Origin of the sequence: Pseudomonas faucium, assembly GCF_021602585.1 — a bacterium.
GTDB lineage: Bacteria > Pseudomonadota > Gammaproteobacteria > Pseudomonadales > Pseudomonadaceae > Aquipseudomonas > Aquipseudomonas faucium.
Window position 1 is genome coordinate 324242 of record NZ_BQIP01000001.1, and the last position, 25708, is coordinate 349949.

Here is a 25708-nt window from a genome sequence, read left to right on the forward strand (position 1 = left end):
ATCTCAATCGAGTCGCTCGATGAGCGTCGCCGTACCCATACCGCCAGCACAGCAAATGGCTTGCAAGCCATAACGCCCACCGCGACGCTCGAGCTCGTTGAGCAACGTCGTCATAAGCCGCGCACCACTCGCACCCAATGGATGGCCAAGCGCAATGGCGCCACCATTGACGTTCAATTTGCTGTGCGGCACGCCGGTTTCCGCCATCCAGGCCAGCGGCACCGAAGCAAAGGCTTCATTGACTTCGAACAAGTCGATGTCATCGATGCTCAGCCCGGCCTTGGCCAATACTTTGCGGGTCGCTTCAATCGGCCCGGTCAGCATCAATGTCGGGTCGGAGCCCACGGTGGTGAAGGCAACGACGCGCGCCCTCGCCCGTAACCCCAGGTCTTTTGCGGTTTCGCCACTCATCAATAGCAAGGCCGCTGCCCCGTCGGAGATCTGCGACGAGTTGCCGGCCGTGATGCGCCCGATATCCGGACGAAAGCTGGTTTTCAGTGTCGAGAGCTTGTCCCGCGAGGTGTCACGACGAATGGTTTCATCGCGAAGCAGCGTGTTGGCAGGCTGCGTCAACTCCAGTTCACGCAGCCGCTCGACCGCCACCGGCACGATTTCATTCTCAAAATAACCCGCATCGCAAGCGGCCGCTGCGCGCTGGTGACTGGCGAACGCGAAGTCATCCATGGCCTCGCGGCTGAGCCCCCATTTATCGGCGATTCGCTCAGCGGCCTCACCTTGACTGGTCAACTCGTAGCGTTGTGCGGCCATCCAGCCAAACGCTTGCCCATGGATTTCACGGTTGCTGCCCATGGGCACACGGCTCATGTTTTCTGCGCCGCCCGCCACCACGATGTCGGCGGAGCCAGCAGCAATTGCGCCGGCGGCCAGGTGCACGGCGACTTCACCCGAGCCGCATTTACGGTCGATGGTCAGCCCGGCAACCGTGACCGGCCAACCGGCCCCCAACAACGCCGTACGGGCAATGTTGGCGGACTGCTCACCGATTTGCGTTACGCAGCCAAAGATCACGTCGTCCACAGAGGCCGGTGATACGTCGACTCGCTCCAGCAAACGACTGATCACCAGTGACCCGAGATGGTCCGCACGCACGCCGGCAAGGCTGCCGCGAAACTTACCCACCGGTGTGCGCACCGCACCAACAATGACGATATCTTTCTTATCGTTTTTCATAGCGCACTGGCCTTGAGCCCCGAGCCCGGCACTTGCTTGCCTTCTTCATAGCGGTAAACGCCATGTCCGGATTTGCGCCCCAGCCGGCCGGCCGCAACCATTTTGATGATCAGCGGGCAAGGTCGAAACTTTTCCCCCAAGGTCTGGTGCAGGTAGCGCAGCACCGACAGCCGAGTGTCCCAACCGGTCAAGTCACCCAATTCCAACGGCCCCATCGGGTGGTTGAAACCCAGGCGCAACGCCGTGTCGATGTCTTCCGCCGTCGCGGTGCCTTCCTGCAGCATCCACATCGCCTCGTTACCCAACAACGCCGACATACGACTGGTGGTCAGTCCAGGCGACTCATTGACGACGATCGAGGTCTTGCCGATTTGCTCGCAGAGAGTGCGAGTCCGGGCGACCACTTCGTCACTGGTAGCGAGACCACGTACGAGCTCCACCAGCTTCATCTTGTGCACCGGATTGAAGAAGTGCATGCCGACCACGCGGTCAGCACAGTCTACCGATGCAGCAATCTCGGTGACACTGAGGGCCGAGGTGTTGGTGGCGATGATGGCGTCATCCGCCAGCAACGGTGCCGCCTGACCGATGACTGCCTTCTTCACGGCCAACTGTTCCGAAACAGTCTCTACCAGCACGTTGGCGTCGATTGCGGCTTCGCTCAAGTCGCCACAGGTCAGCAGGTTCGCCAGGGATTGCTGTGCTTGTTGCTCGCTGATTTTCCCCAGGCGGACACCATCGGCAAGGATCTTCTCGATACTCGCACGAGCCTGTGCCAATGCCGCGGAGTTGGTATCCACCAGCAACGTACTAAAACCGGAGCTGGCGAACGCATGTGCAATGCCGGTTCCCATCAGACCGGCACCGACGACGACTACTTTTTCTTGATTGGCGTTCATGTTCGGCTCTCTTTTTAGGCTCGGTTCTTTTTACTGACCACGTTGCGCAGCGTGCCGATACCTTCAACGCTGGCTTCAACCACATCGCCCTCTTTGAGGAACAGACCGGTCCCCATTCCCACACCTGCTGGGGAACCTGTGAACAACACATCGCCAGCGGCAAAACTCGAACGTTGCTGCACAAAGCGGATCAGTTGCCCCACATCCCAGGTCATTTCGCCGGTGGAGCCGTCTTGGCGCACTTCACCATTCACTTTCAAAGTCAGACGTAGCTTTGGCGAGCCTTGCGCAAACTCGTCCTTGGTGACGATCCACGGTCCAAGGCCCGTGGTCTGGTCCTGGCTTTTAGCCGCGAACAAGTCCATGCCGATACCTGCGGGGCCACTGCGCTGCAAGTCTCGGGCACTGACGTCGTTGCCGACGGTGTATCCGAGTACGCAGGCCAGCGGGTTCTCCAGGTCAATCTCGGGGGTGCCGATGACTGCGACCAGCTCCACTTCGTGATCAAGTTCTTGCGTCAATGGCGGGAAACGAATGGGGTCGTTGGCACCGATCAACGCCCCATAGGCCTTGAGAAAAGCGACGGGCTGAGCCGGTGCATTCAACCCGAATTCCACCAAGTGTTTGGCGTAATTGGCACCCGCCACCACCACCCGATTGACGGGCTCAATCGGCGGTAGCAGGCGCACTTTCGATAAAGGAAGCGAAGAACCCGAGAGACGCACCGAACTGATTCCGCGACCGGCCGCCACTGCTGGCGCCCAGTCATTGAACTCACCGGAAATAGGGGTCACCTGGTCTTGGGCGACATCGACAACAGCCCAAAAAACACCCGTCCCAAAATATTCACATCGCGCCAGCTTCATCAGGCACCTACCTTGCCCAACTTGGCCGGGTCCAGGTGCAGCAAACGGCATGCGTTTTCATAACGGATCTTGCGCATATCAGCCTCGGACAACTGCAGTCCGTGGGTCAAGTCGTGGCGGACCGCGTCGCTGCCACCAAAATTGCTGCCGTACAAAACATGGTCAGCACCAATGATGTCGACCAACGCCTGACGCATGGGTACTTCATGCAGCTCCACGTCGAAGTAGAAGTTCTTCATGTATTCGAGCAGTGGTTTCTTGTTGTATTTGACGTCGAGGTTTTCGTTGGTCTTGGCCAGGCGACCGAGCTGGTACGGCACATAACCACCACCGTGGGTGATGTAGACCTTGAGGTCCGGGAAGCGGTCCAGCACACCGCCGCAGATCAAGTTCCAGAAGCAACGGGTTTCGTCGTACTGCATGCCGACGATCGCGGTGGTTTCGTAGCGGTCGTCGTTGGCGTTCTTGCCCCAGGTGACCGACTGGTTGTAGCCGTGCACGAAAATCGGCAAATCCAGGTCGCAAAGGGTGCGCCATACCACGTCGAGTTCCGGCGAATCGAATTCCAGGCCACCGAAGTTGGCGCCCCCCGCCACCAGGCCTTTGGCACCCAACTCTGTGCAGGCATAGCGAATTTCAGCAGCAGCCGCTTCCGGGACATTGAGGGGCGCATGGGCCCAGAACATCAGACGATCTGGCGCTGCGGAGCAATATTCAGCCAGGGTTCTGTTGACCGTACGGGCAAACGGCACGGCGAACTCTGCTTCGGTCCAGTACATGTAGCAATGCGAAGGGACAGAAACCACCTGCAGGTTCTGCCCAGCGGCATTCATGCCCGCCAGGCGCACTTTCGGATCAGCCCAGCGAGAAAAATATTCTTCCAGCTTGGGGCCGTTGCCGGAGCGTACGGCGGCCTTACGTTCTGGCGATCCCAGACCAAGAATCCAATCCCCTACACGTAGCTTGATGTCACCGTCAGCGTGTTGCTCAAAAAACGGTCCCCAGTGAGGATGTTGGTTGTAGTAGCCCGGATGGGGAGCGTGAGCATGGAGATCGATAAGCATGTCTAGGTACCTCGAAGTTGGCACTTTTTGTTGGTTTGTTAGCTCGCTGCCTCCCCGTGACCAGACGCAAGCTGTCACGGAAAGGGTAAGCCGAAAGGCTCGCTGCTAGGACCAAAGATTAAATTTAAATTGAGCAGAAATCAAAATTCTGTTCAATTTATTTTTATACCGTACGAGAAGGCCCACGCTAGAGCCTTCGAGCCAAGTCGAGAACATCGAGAAGCGGCCAAAAAATGCAGTTCGAGGACTGAAATGCAGAATGCAGGAATGAAAATGGACGCATACAGAAACGAAAAGCCCCCGAAAATCGGGGGCTCTCATGCAAGAGAAGGGAGTTTTTAAGATTTAGCGGCGAGTACGCGAGGTGGACCCCATGATCAGCGCACCAAGGAGCTTTTTCACCCGCACCGGGAACAAGCGACGACCCGCCGCCTCCGGCACCAGTATTTCGCTCAGCACATAACGAATGATCATTTCGCAGATCAGTTCACGATCCAGACGTACCCCGAGGCGATCATCCCAATCGTCGAAAACGATTCCCAGACCATCCTGAAACCGCACGATCGAATCGTGGAAGATTCGGCGGAAAAAACCCAGCGCGTAGTCAGGAGCGACCACTAGCAAGCGACGCGCACGGCTTTGTTCGAGATAGTTGTCAAGATAGGCAAACAAGGCATTAAGACGCGCCTCTGGGTCATTGATATGGCCCAGCTCCCGCGACAGTGAGCTATGGAAACTTTCGCGTTTATGCCGAGAAAAGGTGTCCAGAAGGTCCTCTTGCGAGGCGAAGTAGCGATAAAATGTACCTCGCGAAACACCGGCGACCTGGCACACATCCAGGATCGAGATACGGTCTGCACCCGACATCAACACCACCTCTTCGGTGGCTTTCAAGATATTTGCAATGGTTTCTTCGGAACGCTTGTTGGGTTTGACCTTGGCAGCTGCGACTGCTTTAGGGCCGGTGCGTCGGTCCAGCGACTTACCCGCTTCTGCACCCGCGTCCAACGCCACATTTTTTTTCGTCTTAGGGGCTGGCGCGGGGGCTTCTGCTCTCTGGGATGCGTCTTTTGGCATGGATTGATGGGCTCATTGAGAGTAAAGATAATCAATACTAGCACGGAATTTGTGCACGAATAGCGTTTCATGTTCAACTTATCGCTAAAGACATTCAAAAAATTTCTAGTTAGAATCCAATTCTCCTATCAAAATAAAATCAGGCACACCAACGGCTAGTGGTACCTAAAACGGAGAAAATTCATGGGCAGCAGCGGCAATCCAGACACCTGGGCAGTGGGAGAACGAGACACGGTCATCGAAGCGCTAGATCGTGCGGTAGCAAGGCATCCAGACAAAATCTTGCTGGATTTTAGCGGAGATCTATACACATACGCTCAGGTTGACTCACTCTCTACAAAAATGGCCAACGCCCTTGCCTGCCTCGGCGTCAAGGCGGGTGAAACCGTGCTGACCATGCTCGATAACAATATCGATGCGGTCACCACCTGGCTGGCGATCAACAAGCTCTGCGCCGTGAGTGTGCCGATCAATACCGCCCTTAAAGGGGAATTCCTGCGTCACCAAATCGCCGACACCGGCACTTCGGTAGTGATCTGCGAGTCCGCTTACCTGCCACGCGTTACCTCCCTGGCTGAACAGCTGCAGGACGTGCGCCATATCCTTTATCGGGGCACTCCCGAAGCCTTGACGGATTGTCGGATTCGCGTGGCACCACTGGATGAATTCCGTGGCCATGACACCACCCCGCTCCGTACCAAACCGCAACCATCGGATCTTGCCTGCCTGATTTACACCTCAGGCACCACGGGTCCGTCCAAGGGATGCATGATCAGCTACAACTTCATGTGCAATCTCGCACGCCTGCAACTGCGTGCCGGCCCGGCCAACGCCAATGACGTCACCATCACGCCGTTGCCGTTGTTCCACATGAATGCACTTTGCGTGTCGATTATCGCCAGCATTCTGGTGGGAGCCCGCGCCGCGATTCTCCCGCGTTTTTCGGTTTCCAACTTCTGGCAGGAAGTAGAGCGCTCAGGTGCCACGATTGCCTCGATTCTTGGCGGTATGGGTGGCCTCCTTGCCCAGGCGCCGGACAATGACGCCATGTTGCGTTGTGTCGGGCAGATCCATACTGCCCGTGGCAATCCCTACACGGAAGAAACCAAGAAGATCTGGCGTGAGCGTTTCGGCACCAAGCTGGTGGGCGGCAACGGCTATGGCCTGACCGAAGCCTGCGTTATCACCTCGCTGGCCGCCGGTGAATACGCGGCGCCGGGCTCATCGGGCAAACGTATCCCGGACTTCGATGTACGCATTGTCGACGACCTCGATCAAGAAGTGGAGCCCAATAGCGCTGGCGAAATCGTCGTCCGTCCGCTGCGCCCGGACATCATGTTCCAGGGCTACTGGCGCCGGCCGGAAGATACCCAGAAATTGATGCGCAACATGTGGTTCCACACCGGAGATATTGGCAAGTTCGATGACGACGGGTTCTTCTATTTCGTGGATCGCAAGAAGGATTACTTACGCCGCCGTGGTGAAAACATTTCCAGCTTTGAAATGGAAGCCGCATTCGCTGTTCACCCGGCACTGGCCGAAGTTGCGGTACATGCCGTGCCGTCGGACAAAGGCGAGGACGATGTGAAGGTCACGGCGGTTCTACATGAAGGAGCGACACTCGCGCCAGAGGAGTTGTTCCACTGGGCCACCGACTCGGTCCCCTACTATGCCCTGCCCCGCTATATCGAGTTTCGCAGCAGTTTGCCGAAGAACCCGCAGGGTCGGGTTTTGAAGTATCTGCTGCGCGATGAGGGTAAAACCCGGACTACGTGGGATCTGGAAACAACCTCAATCGTAGTCTCCAAAAAATAATCGGCCCGCCAACGAAACAAGCCCGCTGCAAGCGGGCTTTCTTATTTCCTGGTGGAACACGTTATCCTTGAGTTCATCGCGAGCAAGCTCGCTCCTACATTGAACGGGGTGAATCAATACTCGCGTACGGGAATGCCTTTCGGACGAGAGTTGTAACCTGGCAAGTGCAGGCCACCGTCAACATGAATGGTCTCGCCAGTGATAAAACGCGACATCTCTGATGCCAGGAACACCACCACCGGCCCAATGTCCGCTTCGGGTTCACCGCAGCGACCCAACGGACGCATCGAAGCAGACATTTCCGCGAAACCTGGGTTTTCTGCAGCAAGCTTGTGGAACGTCGCCCCCATTGCGGTCGGCGCAATGGCATTGGTACGGATGTTGAACCGTCCCCACTCAGAGGCAGCGCTACGGGTCAGTCCGACAATCGCTGATTTCGCCGTGTTGTAGTCGCCATGCAGCCAGGCGCCGATCTCGATATCGATGGAGTAGAAGTTGATGATCTTGCCACCGCCACGCGCCTTCATATGCGGCAGCGCTGCTTTCATCGCCCACCACGCGGCCCATACAGTGGAACCGAGGGTTTGCTCCAGCATTGCATCGGTTTTTTCTTCCAGGAGCACATTGGGTGTCGGGGCGAAGGCGTTGTTGACCAGGATATCCAGGCCACCAAATTGATCCACGGCCAATTGCACCGCCGCTTCGATGTCCGCCTTGTTGCACACGTCGGTCTTGATGAATACAGCCTTGCCACCCAGCGCTTTGAGTTCAGCGACAACGGCTTCTCCGCTGACCACGTCCAGTTCGGCAACCACCACGGCTGCACCTTCCTTGGCAAAGTTCAGCGCAATCCCGCGGCCAATGCCGCCTCCGGCGCCAGTGATCAACGCAACCTGTTCGTTTAACAGAGCCATAACCACCCCTTTTTCTTGTTTTTAGTGAACATTATTTAATATAGTGTTCAAATATACCCGATTCTTACCGTCTGAACAGCACTGGAACAAGGATATTGAGGATGAGTGTTTTCCGCCGTCGCGTAGAGATCATTGCTACCCGTACCAGTGATGCGGGTGAAGTCCGCGCCGCTCTGGAAGACGACTTTCACCACTTCCGTGTATGGGTTCGCCATCGCGCAGGCGTGGTGAGTGCCATCGGCGGTGAAGCGCTGCGTTATCCTTTTTCCCTGTGTCCGCAGGCCTGTGATCAATTACAGCTGTTGCTTGGCATGGAGCTGGACCGTGTTGCCCATTCAGTCACCCGGCAAACCGATGCCAGTCATCAATGCACTCACTTGCTCGACCTGGCGGGGCTCGCTATCGCTGCTGCCGAGCGCAACACCCGCCAGCGCCGCTATGACATTGAAGTGCGCCAGCGCATCCACAATCGCACACGTGCCACCTTGATCCGCGATCACGAAGAACTACTGAGCTGGGCGGTAAACGGCACAATGCTCGAAGGGCCATTGCCCTACACCGGCATCAACCTTCGCGAAGGCATGGCGCGCTGGGCGTTGAGTACTCTCACGGAAGAAATGGCCGAAGCGGCGTTGCTACTTCGCCGTTGCACGCTGATCTCGATGGGACGCGCCTTTAATCTCGATGAGCAGGTTCATGCGATGGACACGGGTCTGTGCTACAGCCAACAATCCGAACGCGCCGAGCAGGCGCTTCGAATGAAAGGTTCGACCCTGGACTTCAGCGAAAAGCAACAGCAGCTGTGTGCCCAGGATCAGGAGTGGCTAAGGCTGCGCCATTAGTCGCGCTGCTGGTTGTTCAATAGCAGCGCGGCCAATGCCCGCAACGCACGGCGATCCGGGTTGGCCCCAGAGCGCCGATGCAACCTAGAGAAAGACGGCCAGATTGGGTGTGCCGAGTACCGCCTGATCGAGGATGACCTCGCGTCGCGCCAACTTGAAACCGGCCTCACCGAGGCGCAGCACATCACGTCGCTCACCGCTGATGATATCGACATGGTGATCGTTGAAACGGCTACGGGTCAGCAGCAGGTAACTGGTCACCACAAACTCATCACTCTTGTCTGTCTCTTCGACAAACACGTTGGTCACCAGACGTCGGGTGCGCGAGGGAGGATCTTCGGCCCAGGCGCTTTTGCCGGACAAGCGCAAAACGCGCCCCATGATCGAACGGTAGTCATCGTGGTAGTGCTGAACACTGCGCACAATGGTGGTTCTCAGCTCGGACGCCAGGCGAGTCTGGCGCAGCGGTACGGTGTACACCAGATCGGTGTCCAGGCGTTCGGCCCATTCTTGCAGGCGAATCTGGTCGAGCAGTGTGGCCTCCTCGTAGAGAAAGGTGACCACATCGTTGTAAATCGGTGAGCCCACCGGCACTCGCTTGATGCCGACCGGGGAACCCGGCTGGATATCCTCCACACCGCGTTGTTGAACCTGAGCCATGAGTCATTCCCTCACTTTTATTCTTGTACTTGTTAACGCTGTAACCGGCGACAGCGACCTATGAGGATCGCAGTCGAACCAGGCCCAACGGGCGCTTATTCTTCGTCCGGTGCGGTCATCAGCTCATGCCAGTACAACCACCAGTGCCACTGGGTATCGTCCTTGGTGAAGCCTTCATTGACGATGCCGGGGCCAGGCCAGCCTTCAGGTGCGCCGGTTTCAAAACAGGCCTGGTACTTGAGCGTGCTCTTGCGACCCATCGCACCTTTGGCGGCCAAGGTCATGTGCGGCCAGGTATCGGAGTCATCCTGCTCCACCATGCCCGACGTGCCGAACAGCTGGATGGTTTGCTTGAGCATCTTGTCGCGCAACTCTGGCGATGCGTCTTTCTCGGCAAATACCCAGTTGACGAACTCCAGCTTGTCTGGACCCCGCGGCACATAAGCGTGCATGGTCATCGAGCCGACTACGCTGCCGTCTGGCTGCGGAATGTAGACAAAGCCAAACAGAATGTTCGGGAACATCCCGCCGACTTGTGGCGGCATGCTGGTCAGTACTTGCAACTGATCTTCCGACAGGTTGCGCGCCAGTTGATCAATCATGTCAGCAGTCATACCCGCCGGCGGCAACGCCTCAAGCTTCTGCTGAACAGTCAGTTCTGCCGGGTCGAGGCCTGTCAGGCGCTTGATCTTACGGGCCAGGTCGATGCAGCGAAGCGCATGGCCGTGGGGTGAGCTGATTTCGACGCCGATCATTTCCGGGCTGAGGTCGGCCGTTTCGCCCTCGCCTTTCTTGGCGTAGTTGCCCACTTCGCCCAACCAGCGGTGCAAGGTCAATGTGTGGAATCCGTCGGCCGCCGACTGCTCGCCAGCGGTTTTCCAGTTGGCATTGACGATAAAGCGTTGCGGTGGGCCGAGCACTTCCATGCCTTTGTCGGAGCGACAGAACAGCATGTCGTAATACCACTTGGCATCACCCAGGAACTCCTCAAACGACGGCCCCTCAATGTTCCAGGTGGCAAACACAAGCCCGCCATAGAGCGTCACCCGCGCCTTTTTCAGGCCGAGCTCTTCTTTGGGCAGCATTTTGCCGTGCATGCATTCGCGTTCGACGGGCGAGCCGATAAAGTCGCCATTGGGGCGGAAAGCCCAGCCGTGATAGATGCATTTGTGGATTTGCGTATTACCGCAGTCGGCGGTGCTGATGCGCATGCCACGGTGCGGGCACACGTTAAGGGTGACGAAAACCTCACCTTGCTTGCCACGGGCAACAATGACCGAGTCCGAGCCCATGTCACGAACAACGAAATCGCCGGAGTTCGGGATTTCCGACTCGTGCCCCAGGAACACCCAGATCTTGCCGAAGATTTTTTCCATCTCTAGTTCGTAGATTTCGCGGTCCGACAACACGCGCATCTGCACTTCACGGCTGGAGGTATAAATGAGATCTGAAACTTTGGTTCCATCAGACAATACGGGGCTTGTTCTTGTTAGCATGATTGCCTCCTGATCAGAGCGTCACAACGGTAGTCGCGACGAAATATAAGACACTTTTCCCATTTGTGTACATAGAATTCACTTCGAGATGTAAGCAAATCCTTCGGACATGCGCACGGCCATCAGCCCTTAACAGGTGCCGTGCCGACTTGAGTGCGCAGTACACCGATGCCATCGATCTCCAGCTCAACCACATCGCCGGGTTTCAAGTAGCGCAGCTGTTCCAGTCCGCAGCCGTTACCCACAGTGCCTGAGCCCAGGAATTCACCGGGATACAAGGTTTCCGAACGGGAAACATGGGCAATGACGTCTTCAAAGCTCCAGCGCATGTCACGGGTATTACCGCGCCCCCACTCTTCACCGTTGACCCGAGCAATCATGTTCAGGTCATAGGGATCACCCAACTCATCAGCGGTGACCAGGCAAGGGCCCATGATGTTGGCCGTATCGAAGTCCTTGCTCTTGGCCGGGCCAAGCATGCCGGGCATTTCCAGTGCCTGGGCGTCGCGGGCACTCATGTCGTTGAAGATGGTGTAACCGACGATATGCGCACGGGCAGCTTCTCGGCTGATGTCCTTGCCACGCTTGCCGATGTAGCAGCCGAACTCCAGTTCAAAGTCCATCGCACGACTGAAACTCGGCCACTGGAACTCATCGTCGATGCCAATCACGGCAAAACGGTTGCCCTTGTAGTAGATGGGCTGCTTGTTGAAGGTCTCGATCACCCGGTCGTCGGCGCGAGTGTTCATCGCCTTCAAGGTGGCTTCCGGATCTTCGGTGCGCAACGCACGAGCACGACGGGCCGCCGCGAAGCTTTGGCGCAAGTGAAGTTCGAAGCAGGAGCAGTCGCGCATTTGCGGCGGGGGCTGAATCGGCGCTCGCAGTTTCACACTGGAACGCTCCAGCACTGCCGCCGATGGCGCCTTGGCCACCAGAGAACGCGCCAGTTCCAGCGCCGGTTCACCTGCTTCCACCAGGGCCAGAATGCTGCTCAAAGCCACACTGTCACGACTTTCCAGCAAGCGATACGCACTCTGCAGGTCCAGCACTTGCTGATCCTTATTCAACAACGCACCCGCGCGATCAAAACCGTCGGAGTCGGTGTAGGTCACCAGTCTCATACACGGCCACTCACAGGCAGCAGCGCACCGGTTACGGCTGCGGCGTCATCTGACAGAAGAAACGCAACCACTGCCGCCAGTTTCTCCGGCGTCACCCAACGGCTACTGTCCGCATCAGGCATGTCGACGCGGTTGGCCGGGGTGTCAATAATGCTTGGCAACACGGCGTTGACCGTTACGCCACGATCCTTCAGCTCTTCAGCCAAAGCCTCGGTCAAGCGGGCTACTCCGGCCTTGGAAGCCGCGTAGGCTCCCATTCCTGTTGCAGCTTTGACAGAGGCCAGTGCTCCGATATTGACGATGCGCCCCGCCCCAGAGGCCAACAACTGCGGCAGCGCCGATTGCGAACTGGCCACGGCGGTACGCACGTTCATCTGATAAAGGCGATCCCAGGTATCCAGGGTGCCACCTTCGATGGTCTCCCAGGCGAAGCCGCCCGCTACATTGACCAGACCATCAATGCCTCCCATCTGCGCCGCAACCTGTTCAAACGCAGCGCTGGCAGATTCCGCCGAAGTCAGGTCGACACCGCCCAGACACAGCAGATTCTCCGTATCGAGCAAGGCAGCCGGCACCTCGGCACGATCTAGCAAGGCAACCCGGGCGCCGCGTGCCAACAGGAATTTACCAAGCGTGCTGCCGAGGGCACCAAAGCCACCGGTGACGACTACCCTCTTGTCCAGTAGTGACTGGGACATCGTGAAATCCTCTTGTTGTTTTACGGCGTGGACAGTCGGCCCTCGCCTTCTTTCGGGTAAATATATGACACTTTTTTAAAATATGTACAAATGATACCGTATGACCTCAAGTCAAACATTCACCTGCGGACCGCTGATGCCTAGAAAACTTCCTGCACTCAACGCCGATACCCGCGCCTTCTGGCAAGGCGGCGAACAGGGCGAATTGCTCATTCATCACTGCGCGGCCTGCAGCCGCTATTTCCATCCGCCCGCCCCGTTGTGCCCCCACTGCGCCAGCTTCGAAGTGGCGCCCAAAGCGGTGTCCGGCAAGGGCAAAGTGCTCAGCTACACCATTAACTATCAGGCCTGGAACCCCGACCTTGAGGTGCCCTATGTGGTCGCGATCATTGAGCTGGCGGAACAACCCGGCTTGCAGTTCGTGAGCAACGTGGTGGGCCTGCCGGTCACGGATGTGCATATCGACATGCCGGTACGGGTCAGCTTCCTCAATGTCGAGGATGTCTGGTTGCCTCTGTTCGAGAAGGATCAGTGATGTTCGATCATCGTTATGAAAAAGACGTCGCCATCACCGGCATCGGCCAATCGGAAATCGGACGACCGTCAAACAAATCCGCCATGCGCCTGACCCTGGATGCGTGCCTGCAAGCCATTGCCGACGCAGGCCTTCAGCGCAGCGACATCGACGGTGTGGCCTGCTGGCCTGGTGACAACAACAATGGCGACCCGTTCTCACCGGTCGGCCCCAGCGCACTGAAAAGTGCCCTGGGGCTCAACGTCAACTGGTTCGGCGGTGGGTATGAGGGACCCGGCCCGCTCACCGGGGTGATCAACGGGGCTATGGCGATTGCAGCCGGCCTGTGCAATCACGTACTGGTGTTTCGCACCATCACCGAAGCATCGGCCCGCATGACCAATAAACAGGCGGGTGCCCTGACCAACAAAACCCAGGGCCGCGACAGCAGCTATGCCTGGCAATGGTTCACCCCCTTCAATGTGCAATCGGGCATTAACCTGATGGCGCTGTATGCCCAGCGTCACTTCCACGAGTACGGCACCCGCCCCGAGCAACTGGCACAGATCGCCCTGACGTGTCGGCAGAACGCCACGCGCAATCCCAAGGCGCTGTATCGCACGCCCATGAGTATGGACGACTACATGGCCTCGCGGATGATTTCCTCGCCGTTGCGCATGTTCGACTGCGACGTGCATTGCGATGGCTCCACCGCCATTGTGCTGTCGCGCCGCGATATCGCTCAGGACCTACCGAACAAACCCATTCGCATCGAGGCCATGGGCTCAGCGTTGAATCAGCCGTGGTCGTGGGACCAGATCTCGCTGACAAAAATGGCCGCTTTCGACGTCGGGCAGATGATGTGGGCGCGCACCGACTACACCCCGCAGGATGTGGGCTCCGCGCAGTTGTATGACGGATTTTCGATACTGACGATGATCTGGCTAGAGGCCTTGGGCCTGTGCCCTACCGGAGAGAGTGGCGCCTTCGTTGAGGGCGGCAACCGCATCGCATTGGATGGCAGCCTGCCGCTCAATACTAACGGCGGTCAGCTCTCGGGTGGTCGAACCCATGGGCTGGGTTATGTGCATGAGGCTTGTCTGCAACTGTGGGGGCGCGCCGAAGGTCGGCAAACCCGTGAACACAGTGTCAGTACGGTGGCAGCGGGTGGCGGCCCGCTGGGTGGCAGCCTGCTGTTGGTACGCGAGTAACGAAGCGTCTCAGTAGAGAACGCCAGCCACTTCGTTACAGAACTCGATCAGTGCCTTGCCCAGGTCGGCAAGGCCTGCTTCATCCCGTTGTCCGCGGAACATCACTGCGGAAACCGTGAAGTCGATGCTGTGGTTGGGCGAGTAGACCGGCGCGGCAATGGCCAGAATCCCTCCGGAAAAATGTCCGTCGTCAAGGGCCCAACCGCGTTCAGCCGCTTGTCTCACCTCTTCGCGATAAACCTCCAGCGATAAAGGCTGAGCCCAACGAATCGTGTCGAAACTGCTCTGAACTTCTGGATCGTCGAGGTCGATCTGAGTCGCGAACAAGCGCCCACTGGCGCCCATCAAAATCGGCAGGCGCTGCCCTTCAGCCATATCGATACGCACATCGGTCGGGCTGGCAGCCGAGGCGACAATGCCAATCCGGTCGGGGCTCATTTTGCGCCACAGGGTGATGGTCACCCGCTGGCGCGCAGCCAGGTTTTGTAACAGGGGCTTGGCCATCTGCACGCGATGGCCCTGGGTAACGACGTGTTCGACAAGACGCGCCAGCCCTAGGCCAACCGAATAGCGTTTGGACAGTGCACTGAAGTCGACAACGTCCTCCTGGACAAGCGTACGCAGGATGTTGAAGCAGGTGCTGGGATTGATTTTCAACTGGCGAGCGATGTCCACCGAACGTTCCGGTGTCCCTGCCTGGCTGAGGTAGCGCAGGATGCGTATAGCGTTGGAAACGGGCTTGACGAGGGTTGCGCCGGCCGATTTGGTGCTGTCGTTGACGTCAGTTAAGTCCATGCCCGATCCAGTAACTTTGAGAAGCCGGCATTCTAACCTGAGAATGAACGGCAACGTAAAAGTTTTAACTGGGAATTATCCGAACGAATTAGTGGGTTTGCCTCTCCAGTGGCTGGTAGATCAATCGACGGGTTTGCAGGTCTTCGCGACGAAAACGCTCAAGCAGACGCTCCTGAGTCTGGTCTGCCTGGGTCACCCGCACCTGCTGACGCAAGTATTCCAGCCAGGACTCGACAATGAATCGCTCGCTGTAAAGCTGCGGGTCAGCCATGTCGCGATACAGACGCCAGTTCTGCGCTCCGTTGCGCCGCCGCGCCTTGCCTACGGTATACACCACCTTCAGGAAATCATCACGGTCGGACGTAGCCACCTGGTACACGATCTCGACCCACACCGGCCCTTCGCCATGGGAAACCGGACTACCCAATTGTGGATTGTCGGCCAGTTGCACTTCGGCAAAATCCGCTTCATGTCCCAGTTCTATTCGGCCGCTACGCGTCAACAGGAGGCCGACCAACAACAATAGCGTCGCCAACAACAGACTTTCGCTGACGCCCAACGATTGCGCCAGCGCGCCCCATAACGCTCCTCCGGCGGCCATTGCACCCATCAGGATCAATACGTAGACCGACGCAACCCGTGCACGCACCCAGTTGGCGGCATACGTCTGCACAACCGTGGAAATGGTCGCATTGACCGCCATCCAGCCAACCCCTGCCAGCAACATCATCGCGCAGACGCCATAGCGATTACGCGACAGCGCAGCGGTCAGGGTGGCAACAGCAAAGGCGACGGTGCCGCAGATCAGCAAGTGACGCATGCTCACCGAGCGATACAAGCGCGGCAAGATTAACGCAGCCAATACAGCCCCCACCCCTAGAAACGCCATCAGCAAGCCGTAGCCACCCGCCTCCATGCCCAATTGCTGCTTGGCAACCAATGGCATCAATGCCCACAACGCGCTGGCGCAGCTGGTAAATACCAAGACCTGCTTCAGCGCATTGAACAGCACCGGCGAATGACGGATATAACGCAAACCACTGCGCATGCCCCCGGTCAGGGTTTCCGGTGGCAAGCCAACAGTCGGTGGGCTTGGCGTAAGGCTGAATAGGAAAAGCAACACAGCGAACAAGCACAGCGCTATCACCAGGAATACTGAGGCGGTGCTCCAGTAGGCAATCAGGGCGCCCGCCAGAGCCGGCCCCAAGGCACGGGTAGCATTGATGGCGATACCGTTCAATGACACCGCCGCCGGCACTTGGTCCCGTGAAATCACGCTGACCATCGTCACCATCCACGCCGACATTCCCAAGGCACTGCCGGTACCCAGCACAAAGGTAAACGCCAACAGCCCCCAGGTTTCCAGATGCGCGCTATACGCCAGTGCGCACAGGACCAGTGCAGCGAACAGCATCATGCACTGCGTAATGATCAGCCAACGGCGACGCTCCACCCGATCGGCAATCACTCCGCCAGGGAAGGCAAATAGAAATACAGGCAAGGTCACGGCGGTTTGTACCAGGGAAACCATTGCCGCGGATGTGGTCAACGTGGTCATGATCCACGCTGCAGCGACCGTCTGCATCCAGATCGCCATGTTAATCACTGCGCCTGCCAGCCATAAGCCGCGGAACGCCTTGTTGCGAAACGGCGCCCACGCCGAGCCCTCGCTCATCATTACTCCTCAGCGTTTCAGCCTGTCGAAATCAGGGATTAGTTTTCCAGCGGATGGCCCAGCCGCCCTACCGCACGCGCCGGGTTGAGCTGACGTGGCAGAGCAATGGTATTGCGCAGTCGACCGATGCCTTGAATGTGCGCCTCAACCCGGTCCCCCGGTTGTAAAAAGCGCCCACTTTCCAGACCCACACCGTGGGTTGAACCGGTAAACACCAGATCGCCCGGACGCAGGCTGATGCGTGCATCCAGATAATTGAGCAGCTCATCCAAAGCAAAAATCATTTGCCGGGTATTGTCCTGCTGGCGTAGCTCATCGTTGACGCTCAGACGCATATCCAGTGCAGGCTGTCCTGTTATCTGCAACTCATTCGCCGTCACGATCCAGGGTCCCACCGGGGTCGTACGGTCCATGGCTTTCTGGGTCAACAGGTCAAGGCGGCCAATCTGTTTACCGGCGTCGCGCGCACTGATGTCATTACCTACCGTGTAGCCCAGCAAGCAATTACTGGCATTGGGCTCATCCAGCAGTGGTCGTCCGACTACAGCGACCAGTTCCACTTCGTAATCAAGTTGGCGGGTCAACGGTGGAAACTCGATCTGGTCCTCCGCACCGACCAGCGCAGACTCCGGCTTGATGTAAGCCAGGGGATGCGCTGGCGCAGCGCTGCCCAGGCGCTCGAGGTGGCTAAGGTAATTGAGTCCGACGCCAAACACCCTGCCACCCGGCTCCAGGGGCACAAGCAAGCGTGCGGCAGACAGCGGCAACCACTCGCCAACCAGACCGAGCGCGTCCGGAACCAGCCCCGAACCCAGCCCGGCCCAGTCAGCGAACGGCGCGTTAATCCTACGCAAGCGGTTGCCATGCGCGTCGAGAGACGCCCAGAACGCCTGCCCAGCCACCTCGACCCGCGCCAGGCGCATGTCAGCGTTTGGCCAAGTAGATGGGCAAGTACTCAGGATCGAGCACTTCTTCTGGCGTCTTGACACTGGTACCGAGAATCGGACCGACCATTTCGTGCCCCCACAGGCTGAGTTTCTCCGGGTTCAACTCGTAGGGATCGCCTTGCCAAGGCTCAATTTCCGCAATGGTCTCGAAGGCAAATCCGGACGGGTTGAAATGGTAGAAGGACAGATGGGGATCCTGGGCATGTTGACCCAGGGTCATCATCATCGGCAGTTCTCGCTGACGCACAATGTCGTAGGTTTCGCCAACATCTCGCACATTGCGCACAAACAGCCCGACATGTTGCACACCCATGCGGCCCGGTCCATGGCCGTAGGCGATGTCATGACTGGTGTGGTGGTTGAGTTTGGAGCGGAAGAAGCCGGTGCGTCCCTTGCCCGCGCCCGCGCCATACCAACTGAAACCCATGACGTTGAGCAGGAAGTCTTCCAGTTCCGGGGTGTAGTCCGGGGTGATTAGGACCACATGGCCGGCGCCACGTTCATCAGCTAGGAAACCGCTGTGTGGGCGGCCAGGCAGGAATGAACGCGGAAGCCACTTTTGCCCGTAAAACAATTCGTGCTGATAGCCCACCGGATCACGGAAGCGTACGAGTTCGCGCACCCCACGCTTTTCACACAATTGAGCGTCGCCACGGGTGTATTCCACATTGGCTGCTGCCAGCTTCTTGATACCGTCCTCGAAGGCCATGCGCCCTACCGCTTCCCAGCCAATATAGGCAATACGATCCACTTTGCCTGGATGAAAAGCGAAGCGATGGCGGCGATCGTCGATTCTGAAGTACAGCGACTCCGGGTCATTATCAGGATTCTTGCCGATGCCGAAGCCCATCACCTGCGGGCCATACTCACGCCAAGCTTCGAGGTTGGGGGTTTCGAACCCCATGTATCCGATACCAATGATGTCCACGTTATTTCACCTTGTTATTGTTCGAGATGAAAAGGTGCAAATGGCACCTGCTCTGGCGTCGCGTGTATTAGATCGCCAGCAACCCGCCGTCGATGACGATGTCCGAACCGGTAATGAACGACGCCTCGTCAGAAGCTACAAAAACGGCCATCGCCACGACTTCTTCGGGCTCGCCCGGGCGGTCCATCAAGACACCGTCCAGCAACATGGCGCGCATCTTGGGATCTTCCAGAAACGGCCGAGTACCCGGTGTAGCGACAAATCCGGGGCTCAAACTGACCGCCCGAATACCGAACGGCGCCCCTTCCACGGCCAATTGCCGCGTGAAGGACACCACAGCGCCCTTGGCAGCCGAGTGCGCTGAGATACCCGCCACTTTTGAACCACCCCAGGCGGCAGTCGAGGACACGTTGATAATCACGCCGCGCTGCTCGGCCAAGTGGTTCCAGGCATATTTGGTGGTGTAGAACAGAAGGTCGATTTCATTGCGCATGGTGAACTGCCAATCTTCGATCGACATTTCGCTGACCAGTCCGAAACGTGCGGCGGACGCATTGTTGTACAGAATGTCGATGCGGCCGTGCTCAACGACAGCAGCATCGATCCAGGCCTTGGCCTGTACATGATCGCCCAGGTCCACGGGGGCCGAGCCGTAGAGGGTAAACCCCTCGTCTCGCATCAAGGCTGCCGTCTCTTCATGGCCTTCGGCGTTAAAGTCGCAACCGACCACGATTGCCCCTTCCCGGGCAAAACGCAACGCCGCGGCCCGGCCCTGGCCACCACCGGTACCGGTGATCAGCGCAACTTTGTTGTGTAAACGTCCCATCCGCACATCCTCAACTCTGTGGTTATCAGTGACGACTGGTGCTCACGCCATCAAACGGATTCGTCTTCCGGGGTAATGGGCTCAAGCCAGATGGCCTCCGCCGGACAGGCGGCGGCACCTTCGCGGGCTTCCTCCTCCAGCTCGGGCGCTACATGGGCATCGTCGATGTACACCAGACCATCGGCATCAAGCTTGTACAGGTTGGGGCAGATCGCGGCACACAAGCCGTAACCACAGCAGCGGCTACGGTCTGCCACGGCTTTGAATTGCGCTTTTTCTGAACTCACTTTTTTTCTCCTTATCAGGTCCAGTCACGGCAAATTATGAACACTTATTTATTTTATGTGCAATTAATTTTTATCGCGGATATGCTGATACTCATCGGCGCCTTGGGAACACCTTGGTGGGCTTGAAGCGACTGGATGTTGAACAGACTGATTCAAAAGACCTGTTCGACGCAGGAAATTCGTTTGTCTATGAGTCAGATAGCTCTGCTGGACAAAGCGAAAATTCTGATTTTATTCTGAATAAAATATCGAATTCTGTTCAAAGAATCTGCCGGCGGTGGTCCTCCCCCCCTTGCAGCAGTGCTTGGCTCAACAAAACCTATAAGGAAGCCAACCCCATGCATCCTTCAAAAATCAAAGCGGCCATTGATCTCCACGAATTCCGTCAAGGCTGGAGGATCCTCATTCTGGCGGTCGCCGGAGTTGCCATCAGCATCAACGCCGCCCTGCTTTATGGCTTCGGCACTTTGGTCGTGCCCTTGGGCGATGCGTTTGGCTGGAGCAAAAGTGAATTGCAGGCGTGCATTACCTTCCTGTTTGCTGGAGCAGTCGTGTCGCTACAACTCGTGGGATGGTTCAACCTGCGCTACGGCATCAAACGCGTGTCCGTCATTTCCTTGTTGATGTTGTCGCTCGGCTACCTGGCGACCACTCAACTGACTCAGTCGATCTGGTCGATGTATATCGCCTTTGCCTTGCTGCCCATCGTAGGCATGGGCGCCTTGGCTGTTACCTGGACGCAACTGATTAGCCTGTGGTTCGACCGCAATCGCGGCCTTGCGCTGGCCATCGGGTTGTCCGGTACTGGTGTGACCGCCGCCACCATTCCACGGCTGATGGCCTGGGGCATCGAGCAATGGGACTGGCGTGCGGCCTTCGTGATTCTCGCGCTGCTGAATTTGCTAGTGCTGCTGCCGCTGATTCTGTTGTGGTTCAAGCTGCCCTGCGCAGCAGTCCACAGTGACAACAGTCGGCCGTTGGAACAATTGCCCGGCATGGGTTTTCGTGAAGGCATGGGGTCGCTGAAATTCTGGACCTGCAATCTGGCACTCAGCCTGGTGATCTCTTCGATTGTAGGCATGGTCACCAGCACCGTGCCCATGCTGCAAGCCAGGGGTTTACCCGCTGCCGAGGCCGCGACTATTTTTGGCGGTTTTGGCATTTCGCTGATTTTCGGCCGGATGCTGATCGGCTACCTGCTCGATCGCCTGTGGCCACCGGCGGTTTCAGCACTCAGCCTGGTGCTGCCTGCCATCGGTTGCTTCATCTACCTGAGCCCGACCACTGAATTTGCACCCCTGTTGCTGGCAGCGGTGCTGGTCGGTTTTGGCGCGGGAGCAGAATTCGATATCGCCGCTTTCCTGATTGCCCGTTACTTCGGTTTGCGAGAGTACGGACGCCTGTTTGGCATCCATCAAGGCCTCAACACCGTGGCCTCGGCGCTGGCCCCACTGCTCTTTGCCTATCTGCTGGCACGCACCGGCTCCTACACGGCGATGCTGGTCTACAGCGCCGCCTGCTGCCTGATCGGCCCCCTTTTGTTACTGACCCTTGGGCGAGTGCCGCGCTTCAATGCACAAACGCTCCCCAGCCAATCCTGAGCCCCCAACAAGAACCGGAGCAGAACATGCCCACTCTGACGTTTATCGAACACAACGGCACCGCCCATCAGGTCAAAGGCGACATTGGCCAATCGGTGATGCAAGCCGCGACCTTCGCTTCGGTACCCGGCATTCCCGCCGACTGCGGCGGTGCCTGTAGCTGTGCCACTTGTCACACCTATGTCGACGAAGCCTGGCTGAACAAAGTGCAAGCAGCGGAAGGCATGGAGAACGACATGCTTGAGTACGCCTTCGAGCGTCGTGACAACAGTCGACTGAGCTGCCAATTGATCATCAGCGAAGAGATGGACGGCATGGTGTTGCACTTGCCTTCCTCGCAATTCTGAATACGCCCCAAGGAGTTGTCATGACCCTCGCCTCAGTCGTTATTGTCGGTGCTGGCCAGGCCGGCTTCCAGGTCGCCACCTCATTGCGCCAGGAAGGTTACGAAGGCCACATCACCCTGATCGGTGATGAACCCGGCCTGCCTTACCAGCGCCCGCCGCTGTCGAAAGCGTATCTGCTCGGCAAAATCCAGGACACCAATCTGTTGTTCCGTCCAGCCGACTTTTACGCCACCCAGCGCATTGATTTGTTGCACGACCAGGTGACTGCGATTGATCGCCAGAACCGTCGCGTGGTTCTGGCCTCGGGCGATGCTATCAATTATGACCATCTGGTCCTGGCCACCGGTGCGCATAACCGTCCTCTGCCAGTGCCGGGAGCCGATTTACCGCAAGTCTTCGGCATAAAAACCAAAGCCGATGCCGATGCACTGGCGCCGCTGGCCAAGGCTGCGCGTAATGTAGTGGTGATTGGAGCCGGTTTCATCGGCCTGGAGTTCGCCGCGGTGGCTGCGGCGCTGGGGGCTAACGTGCACGTGCTGGAACTGGCCGAGCGACCAATGGCACGGGCGGTTTCACGGGAAATGTCCGAGCTGTTCCGCCAGGCGCATGAACAATGGGGCGTGCACTTCGACTTCCGCGAGGGACTTAGCCGCATCGATGGTGACAACGGCAAGGTATGCGCCGTGCAAACCGCCGACGGACGCGCCCTGCCCGCCGATCTGGTGGTGTTTGGTATTGGCGTGATTCCCAATGCACAACTGGCAACCGAAGCGGGTTTGGCGATCGAGAACGGCATCAAGGTCGACGCCAACCTGCTCACCTCTGACCCAAGGATTTCAGCCTTGGGCGACGTTGCGAATTTCCCTTGCCTGCAGAACGATGAAAAACATACTCGCCTGGAGTCGGTGCAGAACGCCGTAGATCAGGCTCGCGCCGTGGCGGCCCGCTTGATGGGTAAACCGTCGCCGTATGGTGCCCTGCCCTGGTTCTGGACCGATCAGGGCGACCTCAAGCTGCAGATCGCCGGACTCTCCCACGGATACGACAGCACCGTGGTCCTGGGTTCGGCTCAGGACAAACAACTGTCGGTCCTGTGTTTCCGCAATGATCGATTGGTGGCGGTGGAATCCTGTAATCGCATGGGCGATCACATGGCGGCTCGCAAGATTCTCTCCCGCGCCCCCAGGCTGACCGCAGCCGAAGCCTCTGCAGAAGGCTTCGATCTCAAAACCTGGGAAGCAGCCAACCGCGACTGATCCTGCACGAAGACCCAACCCCATGGCCGCACCCGATTCTGAGTGCGGCTTTTTCTTGCAAAGACGGGAGCAACGCAATGAATAAAGTCTGGTTTGTCACCGGCGCGACCCGCGGCCTGGGCGCTGCCATTGCCAAAGCCGCCCTGGAAGCCGGGGACAAGGTCGTGGTCAGCGGACGACGTATCGAACCCCTTCAAAATGCCTTCGCCGACTATGGCGAGCGTGTCCTGGCCGTGGCGCTCGACGTGACCGACGAGTCCCAGGCACTCAGTGCCGTAGAGGCTGCGGTGGCACGTTTTGGCCGAATAGACATTCTGGTCAACAACGCAGGCTACGGCCAACTGGCACCCTTCGAAGACAATCTCGCCAGTGAAGCCGACAAGCAATTTGCAACCAACGTGTTTGGTGTGTTCAACGTCTGCCGCGCCGTACTGCCCGTCATGCGCCGGCAGCGCAGCGGTCACGTGTTCAACGTGTCGTCGATGGGCGGTGTGGTAGGGATGGGTGGAGCCGCACTGTATTGCGCCTCGAAATTTGCTGTGGAAGGTTTTTCCGAGTCACTGGCTCAGGAAGTGGCCCAGTTCGACATCAAGGTGACGCTGGTGGAACCCGGTGTATTCCGTACCGACTTCCTTGATCCCAGCTCCGCGGTCTTCGGTACACGTGGGCTGGAGGATTACGCGACCTTCACTGCCAAGGTCAGAAGCGCGTCGGCCGCCTACAACCACCAACAAACCGGCAGCCCGGCGAAACTGGGCGAAGCGCTTGTGCACCTGGCCAATAGTGAACATCCACCGTTGCGCTATCTGGCAGGTTCCGACGCCTACCAGCAGGTCAGTGACAAGCTCAACAAAATGCTCGCGCAAATCGAACTCTGGCGTCACCTGTCCTTCTCCGCCGATGGTGTGTAGCAACCCATGCGAACAGCGCAGCCATAGTGGCTGTGCTGTTCGCATAACGGCTTTGAAGCTTATTGGTTGATGAAGTACCTCACAAACAACTTACCTTCCTCGAACCGATACAACTCAATCGTTTCGATGCCGCCTTCCTGCTCGCGAAAAGCATTCAGGTGATGACACGCCGCCTCATTGCCATTGACGATGCATTGGCGCACCTCGACCCGAATATTCGGTTGCTGCTGCGCCCACATTCCCTCCAGAACCTGCCAGGCGTCGTGCTGTGGTTTGCCGACGTATTCGATACTCAAGCCATTGCTCGATACGCTGCGGTAGTGAGCGAAAAATCCCTCTTTGTCGCCCCGGTTCCAGCAGTCGATCTGACCATGCAGGAAGTGGTCGATTGCGTGTTTGTCCATGCTCATTTCACATTCATCCTCGGATATGGGTCAGACGTGTTGCTGCGTTTGCAGGTATTGTTGTCGAGCCAGAAAGGCCGGCTCCATCTTCAGCCACAGCAGAATGGTCGGGCCGATGATGGCGCAGCAGAAACAACACACCAGCACCGCCGAGTAACTGCCGTACACTTCATAAAGATGACCGAACAGCATGGGCACCAGCCCGGATACCACCGTGATCAGGCACAAGTGCAAACCGAAGATTCGCGCGTAGTCTTTCAGGCCGAAATAGCGTGCCATCAGGAATGCCGCCAGATCGAACTCGGCCCCGGCACTGGCGCCAATGCACAAGGTGGCGAGCACCAGCAACGGGATGTTCTGCGCTCCCCCGAAGAGAAAAATGGCACAACCCAACGCAGGTAGCGCCAGGCTCACGGCCGCGACCACAGAAGGTGAATAGCGGTCCAACAGATAGCCCACCAACAAGCGCCCGCAAATGATGGAAATGCCGAACGTACTGAAGATCTGGCTGGCTTCCTGCGCACTCAGGCCCTTGCTTTGCAGCATGGGCACCATGTTGGTGACCATGCCCACGGTCAACGATACCGAGAGAATCAAGGCGATGTTAAAGCCCCAGTAGGTGCCTGAACGCAACGCCTGTTTGAAAGACATGCCGCTCAGCTCGGGAAGCGCCTCCTGCACCGCCGAATCAGTGTTGACGGGCTGCGCTGGCATGCGTAACCACATTAATGACAGCGGTAGCGTGAACAGCAACGGCATCGCGCCCAGGGCAATGAATCCGGCTTGCCAGCCGTAGGCTGCAATCAGTCGCGACAACAGTGGCGGCAGAATCATCGCCATCAGCCCCGTGCCACATAGGATCACCGCCAATGCCAGGCCACGATTACGCTCGAACCAGAAATTGACCAGCTGTGTCCAGGTAATCGCAATGGTCCCCGCACACACTATCGGCATCGCAAAAAACGCCAAGTACAACCAGCCAATCGAACCCTGAATTCGAGTGATCGCGAAGTAGCCGATGATCTGCAGTACGATCGACACAATCGCCACGCGGCGCAAGCCGTAACGACGATAGAGCGGCCCGACCAGTTGCGTGGAAATCGCCACGCCGGCAAACAGAAAAGTGATCGAGGCCTGCAAGTCACCCCGGCTCCAGCCAAAGGCCTGCTCCAGCGGAATGACCAGGGTTCCGAAGGCATACAGCAGGGCAGCCGTTATGCTGGTGCAAATGCCGAACAGCCCCAGTAGAACCACGTGCCAGCCACGCTTGAACTCGGAGAAGTCATTGCCCTCAAGAGCCCTTGCATTGCCGTTGTATTGTTCAGTTGTCATGACCTGACTCCTGACGCAGCCGCCTTCACGG

The 25708-nt window shown here is 57.9% G+C and carries 26 protein-coding genes; 8 read left to right on the forward strand and 18 right to left on the reverse strand.

Annotated features, from left to right (window positions below; genetic code table 11):
- Positions 1–3: 3 nt before the first annotated feature.
- The 5 genes from L6D75_RS01545 to L6D75_RS01565 form a co-directional block, all read right to left on the reverse strand.
- Entirely contained in the window at positions 4–1191 is a 1188-nt protein-coding gene (locus L6D75_RS01545; RefSeq protein WP_176511186.1) for a thiolase family protein, read from the reverse strand.
- Complete coding sequence (locus L6D75_RS01550; RefSeq protein ID WP_176511187.1) at positions 1188–2090, reverse strand: 3-hydroxyacyl-CoA dehydrogenase; 903 nt, start codon at positions 2088–2090, stop codon at positions 1188–1190. The genes L6D75_RS01545 and L6D75_RS01550 overlap by 4 nt, the downstream gene beginning before the upstream one ends.
- Before the next feature lie 14 nt (positions 2091–2104).
- Complete coding sequence (locus tag L6D75_RS01555) at positions 2105–2956, reverse strand: fumarylacetoacetate hydrolase family protein (RefSeq protein ID WP_176511188.1); 852 nt, start codon at positions 2954–2956, stop codon at positions 2105–2107.
- Entirely contained in the window at positions 2956–4020 is a 1065-nt protein-coding gene (locus L6D75_RS01560; RefSeq protein ID WP_176511189.1) for an amidohydrolase family protein, read from the reverse strand. The genes L6D75_RS01555 and L6D75_RS01560 overlap by 1 nt, the downstream gene beginning before the upstream one ends.
- 345 nt (positions 4021–4365) lie before the next feature.
- A complete protein-coding gene (locus L6D75_RS01565) occupies positions 4366–5097 on the reverse strand; it encodes a TetR/AcrR family transcriptional regulator (protein ID WP_176511190.1) in 732 nt (243 codons plus the stop codon).
- A gap of 183 nt (positions 5098–5280) precedes the next feature.
- Between L6D75_RS01565 and L6D75_RS01570 the strand changes: the two genes are divergently transcribed.
- A complete protein-coding gene (locus tag L6D75_RS01570; protein WP_176511191.1) occupies positions 5281–6912 on the forward strand; it encodes an ATP-dependent acyl-CoA ligase in 1632 nt (543 codons plus the stop codon).
- A gap of 113 nt (positions 6913–7025) precedes the next feature.
- On the opposite strand, the gene L6D75_RS01575 is transcribed toward L6D75_RS01570, so the two are convergent.
- Positions 7026–7826 carry an SDR family NAD(P)-dependent oxidoreductase gene (locus tag L6D75_RS01575; protein ID WP_176511192.1) on the reverse strand — a complete coding sequence of 267 codons (801 nt, stop codon included), beginning with the start codon at positions 7824–7826 and terminating at the stop codon, positions 7026–7028.
- A 101-nt stretch (positions 7827–7927) separates the two neighbouring features.
- Between L6D75_RS01575 and L6D75_RS01580 the strand changes: the two genes are divergently transcribed.
- Positions 7928–8668 (forward strand): DUF2889 domain-containing protein, encoded by a 741-nt coding sequence (locus L6D75_RS01580; RefSeq protein ID WP_176511193.1) that lies wholly within the window; start codon positions 7928–7930, stop codon positions 8666–8668.
- 84 nt (positions 8669–8752) lie between these two features.
- On the opposite strand, the gene L6D75_RS01585 is transcribed toward L6D75_RS01580, so the two are convergent.
- From L6D75_RS01585 to L6D75_RS01600, 4 genes are all read right to left on the reverse strand, one after another.
- Positions 8753–9328 carry an aromatic-ring-hydroxylating dioxygenase subunit beta gene (locus tag L6D75_RS01585; protein ID WP_176511194.1) on the reverse strand — a complete coding sequence of 192 codons (576 nt, stop codon included), beginning with the start codon at positions 9326–9328 and terminating at the stop codon, positions 8753–8755.
- A 95-nt stretch (positions 9329–9423) separates the two neighbouring features.
- Positions 9424–10824, reverse strand: coding sequence for an aromatic ring-hydroxylating dioxygenase subunit alpha (locus L6D75_RS01590; protein ID WP_176511195.1), 1401 nt, complete (start codon positions 10822–10824; stop codon positions 9424–9426).
- A gap of 122 nt (positions 10825–10946) precedes the next feature.
- The gene (locus L6D75_RS01595; protein ID WP_176511196.1) at positions 10947–11945 is read right to left on the reverse strand and encodes a fumarylacetoacetate hydrolase family protein; all 999 of its coding nucleotides are present in this window, start codon (positions 11943–11945) and stop codon (positions 10947–10949) included.
- Complete coding sequence (locus L6D75_RS01600; RefSeq protein ID WP_176511197.1) at positions 11942–12643, reverse strand: SDR family NAD(P)-dependent oxidoreductase; 702 nt, start codon at positions 12641–12643, stop codon at positions 11942–11944. The genes L6D75_RS01595 and L6D75_RS01600 overlap by 4 nt, the downstream gene beginning before the upstream one ends.
- Positions 12644–12779: 136 nt before the next feature.
- On the opposite strand from L6D75_RS01600, the gene L6D75_RS01605 reads away from it, so the two are divergent.
- Positions 12780–13178, forward strand: coding sequence for a Zn-ribbon domain-containing OB-fold protein (locus tag L6D75_RS01605; protein WP_176511198.1), 399 nt, complete (start codon positions 12780–12782; stop codon positions 13176–13178).
- The gene (locus tag L6D75_RS01610; protein ID WP_176511199.1) at positions 13178–14368 is read left to right on the forward strand and encodes a thiolase family protein; all 1191 of its coding nucleotides are present in this window, start codon (positions 13178–13180) and stop codon (positions 14366–14368) included. Before L6D75_RS01605 ends, L6D75_RS01610 begins: the two co-directional genes overlap by 1 nt.
- A 9-nt stretch (positions 14369–14377) precedes the next feature.
- Here the strand turns inward: L6D75_RS01610 and L6D75_RS01615 are convergent, their stop codons facing one another.
- From L6D75_RS01615 to L6D75_RS01640, 6 genes are all read right to left on the reverse strand, one after another.
- Positions 14378–15163, reverse strand: a complete 786-nt coding sequence (locus L6D75_RS01615; protein ID WP_176511200.1) for an IclR family transcriptional regulator — start codon at positions 15161–15163, stop codon at positions 14378–14380.
- A gap of 88 nt (positions 15164–15251) precedes the next feature.
- Entirely contained in the window at positions 15252–16838 is a 1587-nt protein-coding gene (locus tag L6D75_RS01620; RefSeq protein WP_176511201.1) for an MFS transporter, read from the reverse strand.
- A 38-nt stretch (positions 16839–16876) separates the two neighbouring features.
- Complete coding sequence (locus tag L6D75_RS01625) at positions 16877–17761, reverse strand: fumarylacetoacetate hydrolase family protein (RefSeq protein ID WP_176511202.1); 885 nt, start codon at positions 17759–17761, stop codon at positions 16877–16879.
- A gap of 1 nt (position 17762) precedes the next feature.
- Positions 17763–18713 carry a VOC family protein gene (locus tag L6D75_RS01630; RefSeq protein WP_176511203.1) on the reverse strand — a complete coding sequence of 317 codons (951 nt, stop codon included), beginning with the start codon at positions 18711–18713 and terminating at the stop codon, positions 17763–17765.
- A 67-nt stretch (positions 18714–18780) separates the two neighbouring features.
- Positions 18781–19539, reverse strand: coding sequence for an SDR family NAD(P)-dependent oxidoreductase (locus tag L6D75_RS01635; protein WP_176511204.1), 759 nt, complete (start codon positions 19537–19539; stop codon positions 18781–18783).
- A 50-nt stretch (positions 19540–19589) separates the two neighbouring features.
- Positions 19590–19826 (reverse strand): ferredoxin, encoded by a 237-nt coding sequence (locus L6D75_RS01640; protein ID WP_176511205.1) that lies wholly within the window; start codon positions 19824–19826, stop codon positions 19590–19592.
- Between the two features lie 338 nt (positions 19827–20164).
- On the opposite strand from L6D75_RS01640, the gene L6D75_RS01645 reads away from it, so the two are divergent.
- The 4 genes from L6D75_RS01645 to L6D75_RS01660 all read left to right on the forward strand — a co-directional run bounded on the left by L6D75_RS01645 (position 20165) and on the right by L6D75_RS01660 (position 23941).
- Complete coding sequence (locus tag L6D75_RS01645) at positions 20165–21427, forward strand: MFS transporter (protein WP_176511289.1); 1263 nt, start codon at positions 20165–20167, stop codon at positions 21425–21427.
- A gap of 26 nt (positions 21428–21453) precedes the next feature.
- The gene (locus tag L6D75_RS01650) at positions 21454–21774 is read left to right on the forward strand and encodes a 2Fe-2S iron-sulfur cluster-binding protein (protein WP_176511206.1); all 321 of its coding nucleotides are present in this window, start codon (positions 21454–21456) and stop codon (positions 21772–21774) included.
- Between the two features lie 20 nt (positions 21775–21794).
- The gene (locus L6D75_RS01655; RefSeq protein WP_176511207.1) at positions 21795–23030 is read left to right on the forward strand and encodes an NAD(P)/FAD-dependent oxidoreductase; all 1236 of its coding nucleotides are present in this window, start codon (positions 21795–21797) and stop codon (positions 23028–23030) included.
- A gap of 77 nt (positions 23031–23107) precedes the next feature.
- The gene (locus tag L6D75_RS01660; RefSeq protein ID WP_176511208.1) at positions 23108–23941 is read left to right on the forward strand and encodes an oxidoreductase; all 834 of its coding nucleotides are present in this window, start codon (positions 23108–23110) and stop codon (positions 23939–23941) included.
- A gap of 59 nt (positions 23942–24000) precedes the next feature.
- Here L6D75_RS01660 and L6D75_RS01665 read toward each other — a convergent pair whose 3' ends face one another.
- A complete protein-coding gene (locus L6D75_RS01665) occupies positions 24001–24351 on the reverse strand; it encodes a nuclear transport factor 2 family protein (RefSeq protein WP_176511209.1) in 351 nt (116 codons plus the stop codon).
- A 24-nt stretch (positions 24352–24375) separates the two neighbouring features.
- Positions 24376–25677: an MFS transporter gene (locus L6D75_RS01670; RefSeq protein WP_176511210.1), complete on the reverse strand. Its 1302-nt coding sequence runs from the start codon at positions 25675–25677 to the stop codon at positions 24376–24378.
- Positions 25678–25708 lie beyond the last annotated feature (31 nt).

What these genes read in the sequence shown, in the direction of transcription:
- L6D75_RS01545 (WP_176511186.1), bottom strand. Translation starts at nt 1,191, where the DNA reads ATGAAAAACGATAAGAAAGATATCGTCATTGTTGGTGCGGTGCGCACA.
- L6D75_RS01550 (WP_176511187.1), bottom strand. Translation starts at nt 2,090, where the DNA reads ATGAACGCCAATCAAGAAAAAGTAGTCGTCGTCGGTGCCGGTCTGATG.
- L6D75_RS01555 (WP_176511188.1), bottom strand. Translation starts at nt 2,956, where the DNA reads ATGAAGCTGGCGCGATGTGAATATTTTGGGACGGGTGTTTTTTGGGCT.
- L6D75_RS01560 (WP_176511189.1), bottom strand. Translation starts at nt 4,020, where the DNA reads ATGCTTATCGATCTCCATGCTCACGCTCCCCATCCGGGCTACTACAAC.
- L6D75_RS01565 (WP_176511190.1), bottom strand. Translation starts at nt 5,097, where the DNA reads ATGCCAAAAGACGCATCCCAGAGAGCAGAAGCCCCCGCGCCAGCCCCT.
- L6D75_RS01570 (WP_176511191.1), top strand. Translation starts at nt 5,281, where the DNA reads ATGGGCAGCAGCGGCAATCCAGACACCTGGGCAGTGGGAGAACGAGAC.
- L6D75_RS01575 (WP_176511192.1), bottom strand. Translation starts at nt 7,826, where the DNA reads ATGGCTCTGTTAAACGAACAGGTTGCGTTGATCACTGGCGCCGGAGGC.
- L6D75_RS01580 (WP_176511193.1), top strand. Translation starts at nt 7,928, where the DNA reads ATGAGTGTTTTCCGCCGTCGCGTAGAGATCATTGCTACCCGTACCAGT.
- L6D75_RS01585 (WP_176511194.1), bottom strand. Translation starts at nt 9,328, where the DNA reads ATGGCTCAGGTTCAACAACGCGGTGTGGAGGATATCCAGCCGGGTTCC.
- L6D75_RS01590 (WP_176511195.1), bottom strand. Translation starts at nt 10,824, where the DNA reads ATGCTAACAAGAACAAGCCCCGTATTGTCTGATGGAACCAAAGTTTCA.
- L6D75_RS01595 (WP_176511196.1), bottom strand. Translation starts at nt 11,945, where the DNA reads ATGAGACTGGTGACCTACACCGACTCCGACGGTTTTGATCGCGCGGGT.
- L6D75_RS01600 (WP_176511197.1), bottom strand. Translation starts at nt 12,643, where the DNA reads ATGTCCCAGTCACTACTGGACAAGAGGGTAGTCGTCACCGGTGGCTTT.
- L6D75_RS01605 (WP_176511198.1), top strand. Translation starts at nt 12,780, where the DNA reads ATGCCTAGAAAACTTCCTGCACTCAACGCCGATACCCGCGCCTTCTGG.
- L6D75_RS01610 (WP_176511199.1), top strand. Translation starts at nt 13,178, where the DNA reads ATGTTCGATCATCGTTATGAAAAAGACGTCGCCATCACCGGCATCGGC.
- L6D75_RS01615 (WP_176511200.1), bottom strand. Translation starts at nt 15,163, where the DNA reads ATGGACTTAACTGACGTCAACGACAGCACCAAATCGGCCGGCGCAACC.
- L6D75_RS01620 (WP_176511201.1), bottom strand. Translation starts at nt 16,838, where the DNA reads ATGAGCGAGGGCTCGGCGTGGGCGCCGTTTCGCAACAAGGCGTTCCGC.
- L6D75_RS01625 (WP_176511202.1), bottom strand. Translation starts at nt 17,761, where the DNA reads ATGCGCCTGGCGCGGGTCGAGGTGGCTGGGCAGGCGTTCTGGGCGTCT.
- L6D75_RS01635 (WP_176511204.1), bottom strand. Translation starts at nt 19,539, where the DNA reads ATGGGACGTTTACACAACAAAGTTGCGCTGATCACCGGTACCGGTGGT.
- L6D75_RS01645 (WP_176511289.1), top strand. Translation starts at nt 20,165, where the DNA reads ATGCATCCTTCAAAAATCAAAGCGGCCATTGATCTCCACGAATTCCGT.
- L6D75_RS01650 (WP_176511206.1), top strand. Translation starts at nt 21,454, where the DNA reads ATGCCCACTCTGACGTTTATCGAACACAACGGCACCGCCCATCAGGTC.
- L6D75_RS01655 (WP_176511207.1), top strand. Translation starts at nt 21,795, where the DNA reads ATGACCCTCGCCTCAGTCGTTATTGTCGGTGCTGGCCAGGCCGGCTTC.
- L6D75_RS01660 (WP_176511208.1), top strand. Translation starts at nt 23,108, where the DNA reads ATGAATAAAGTCTGGTTTGTCACCGGCGCGACCCGCGGCCTGGGCGCT.
- L6D75_RS01665 (WP_176511209.1), bottom strand. Translation starts at nt 24,351, where the DNA reads ATGAGCATGGACAAACACGCAATCGACCACTTCCTGCATGGTCAGATC.
- L6D75_RS01670 (WP_176511210.1), bottom strand. Translation starts at nt 25,677, where the DNA reads ATGACAACTGAACAATACAACGGCAATGCAAGGGCTCTTGAGGGCAAT.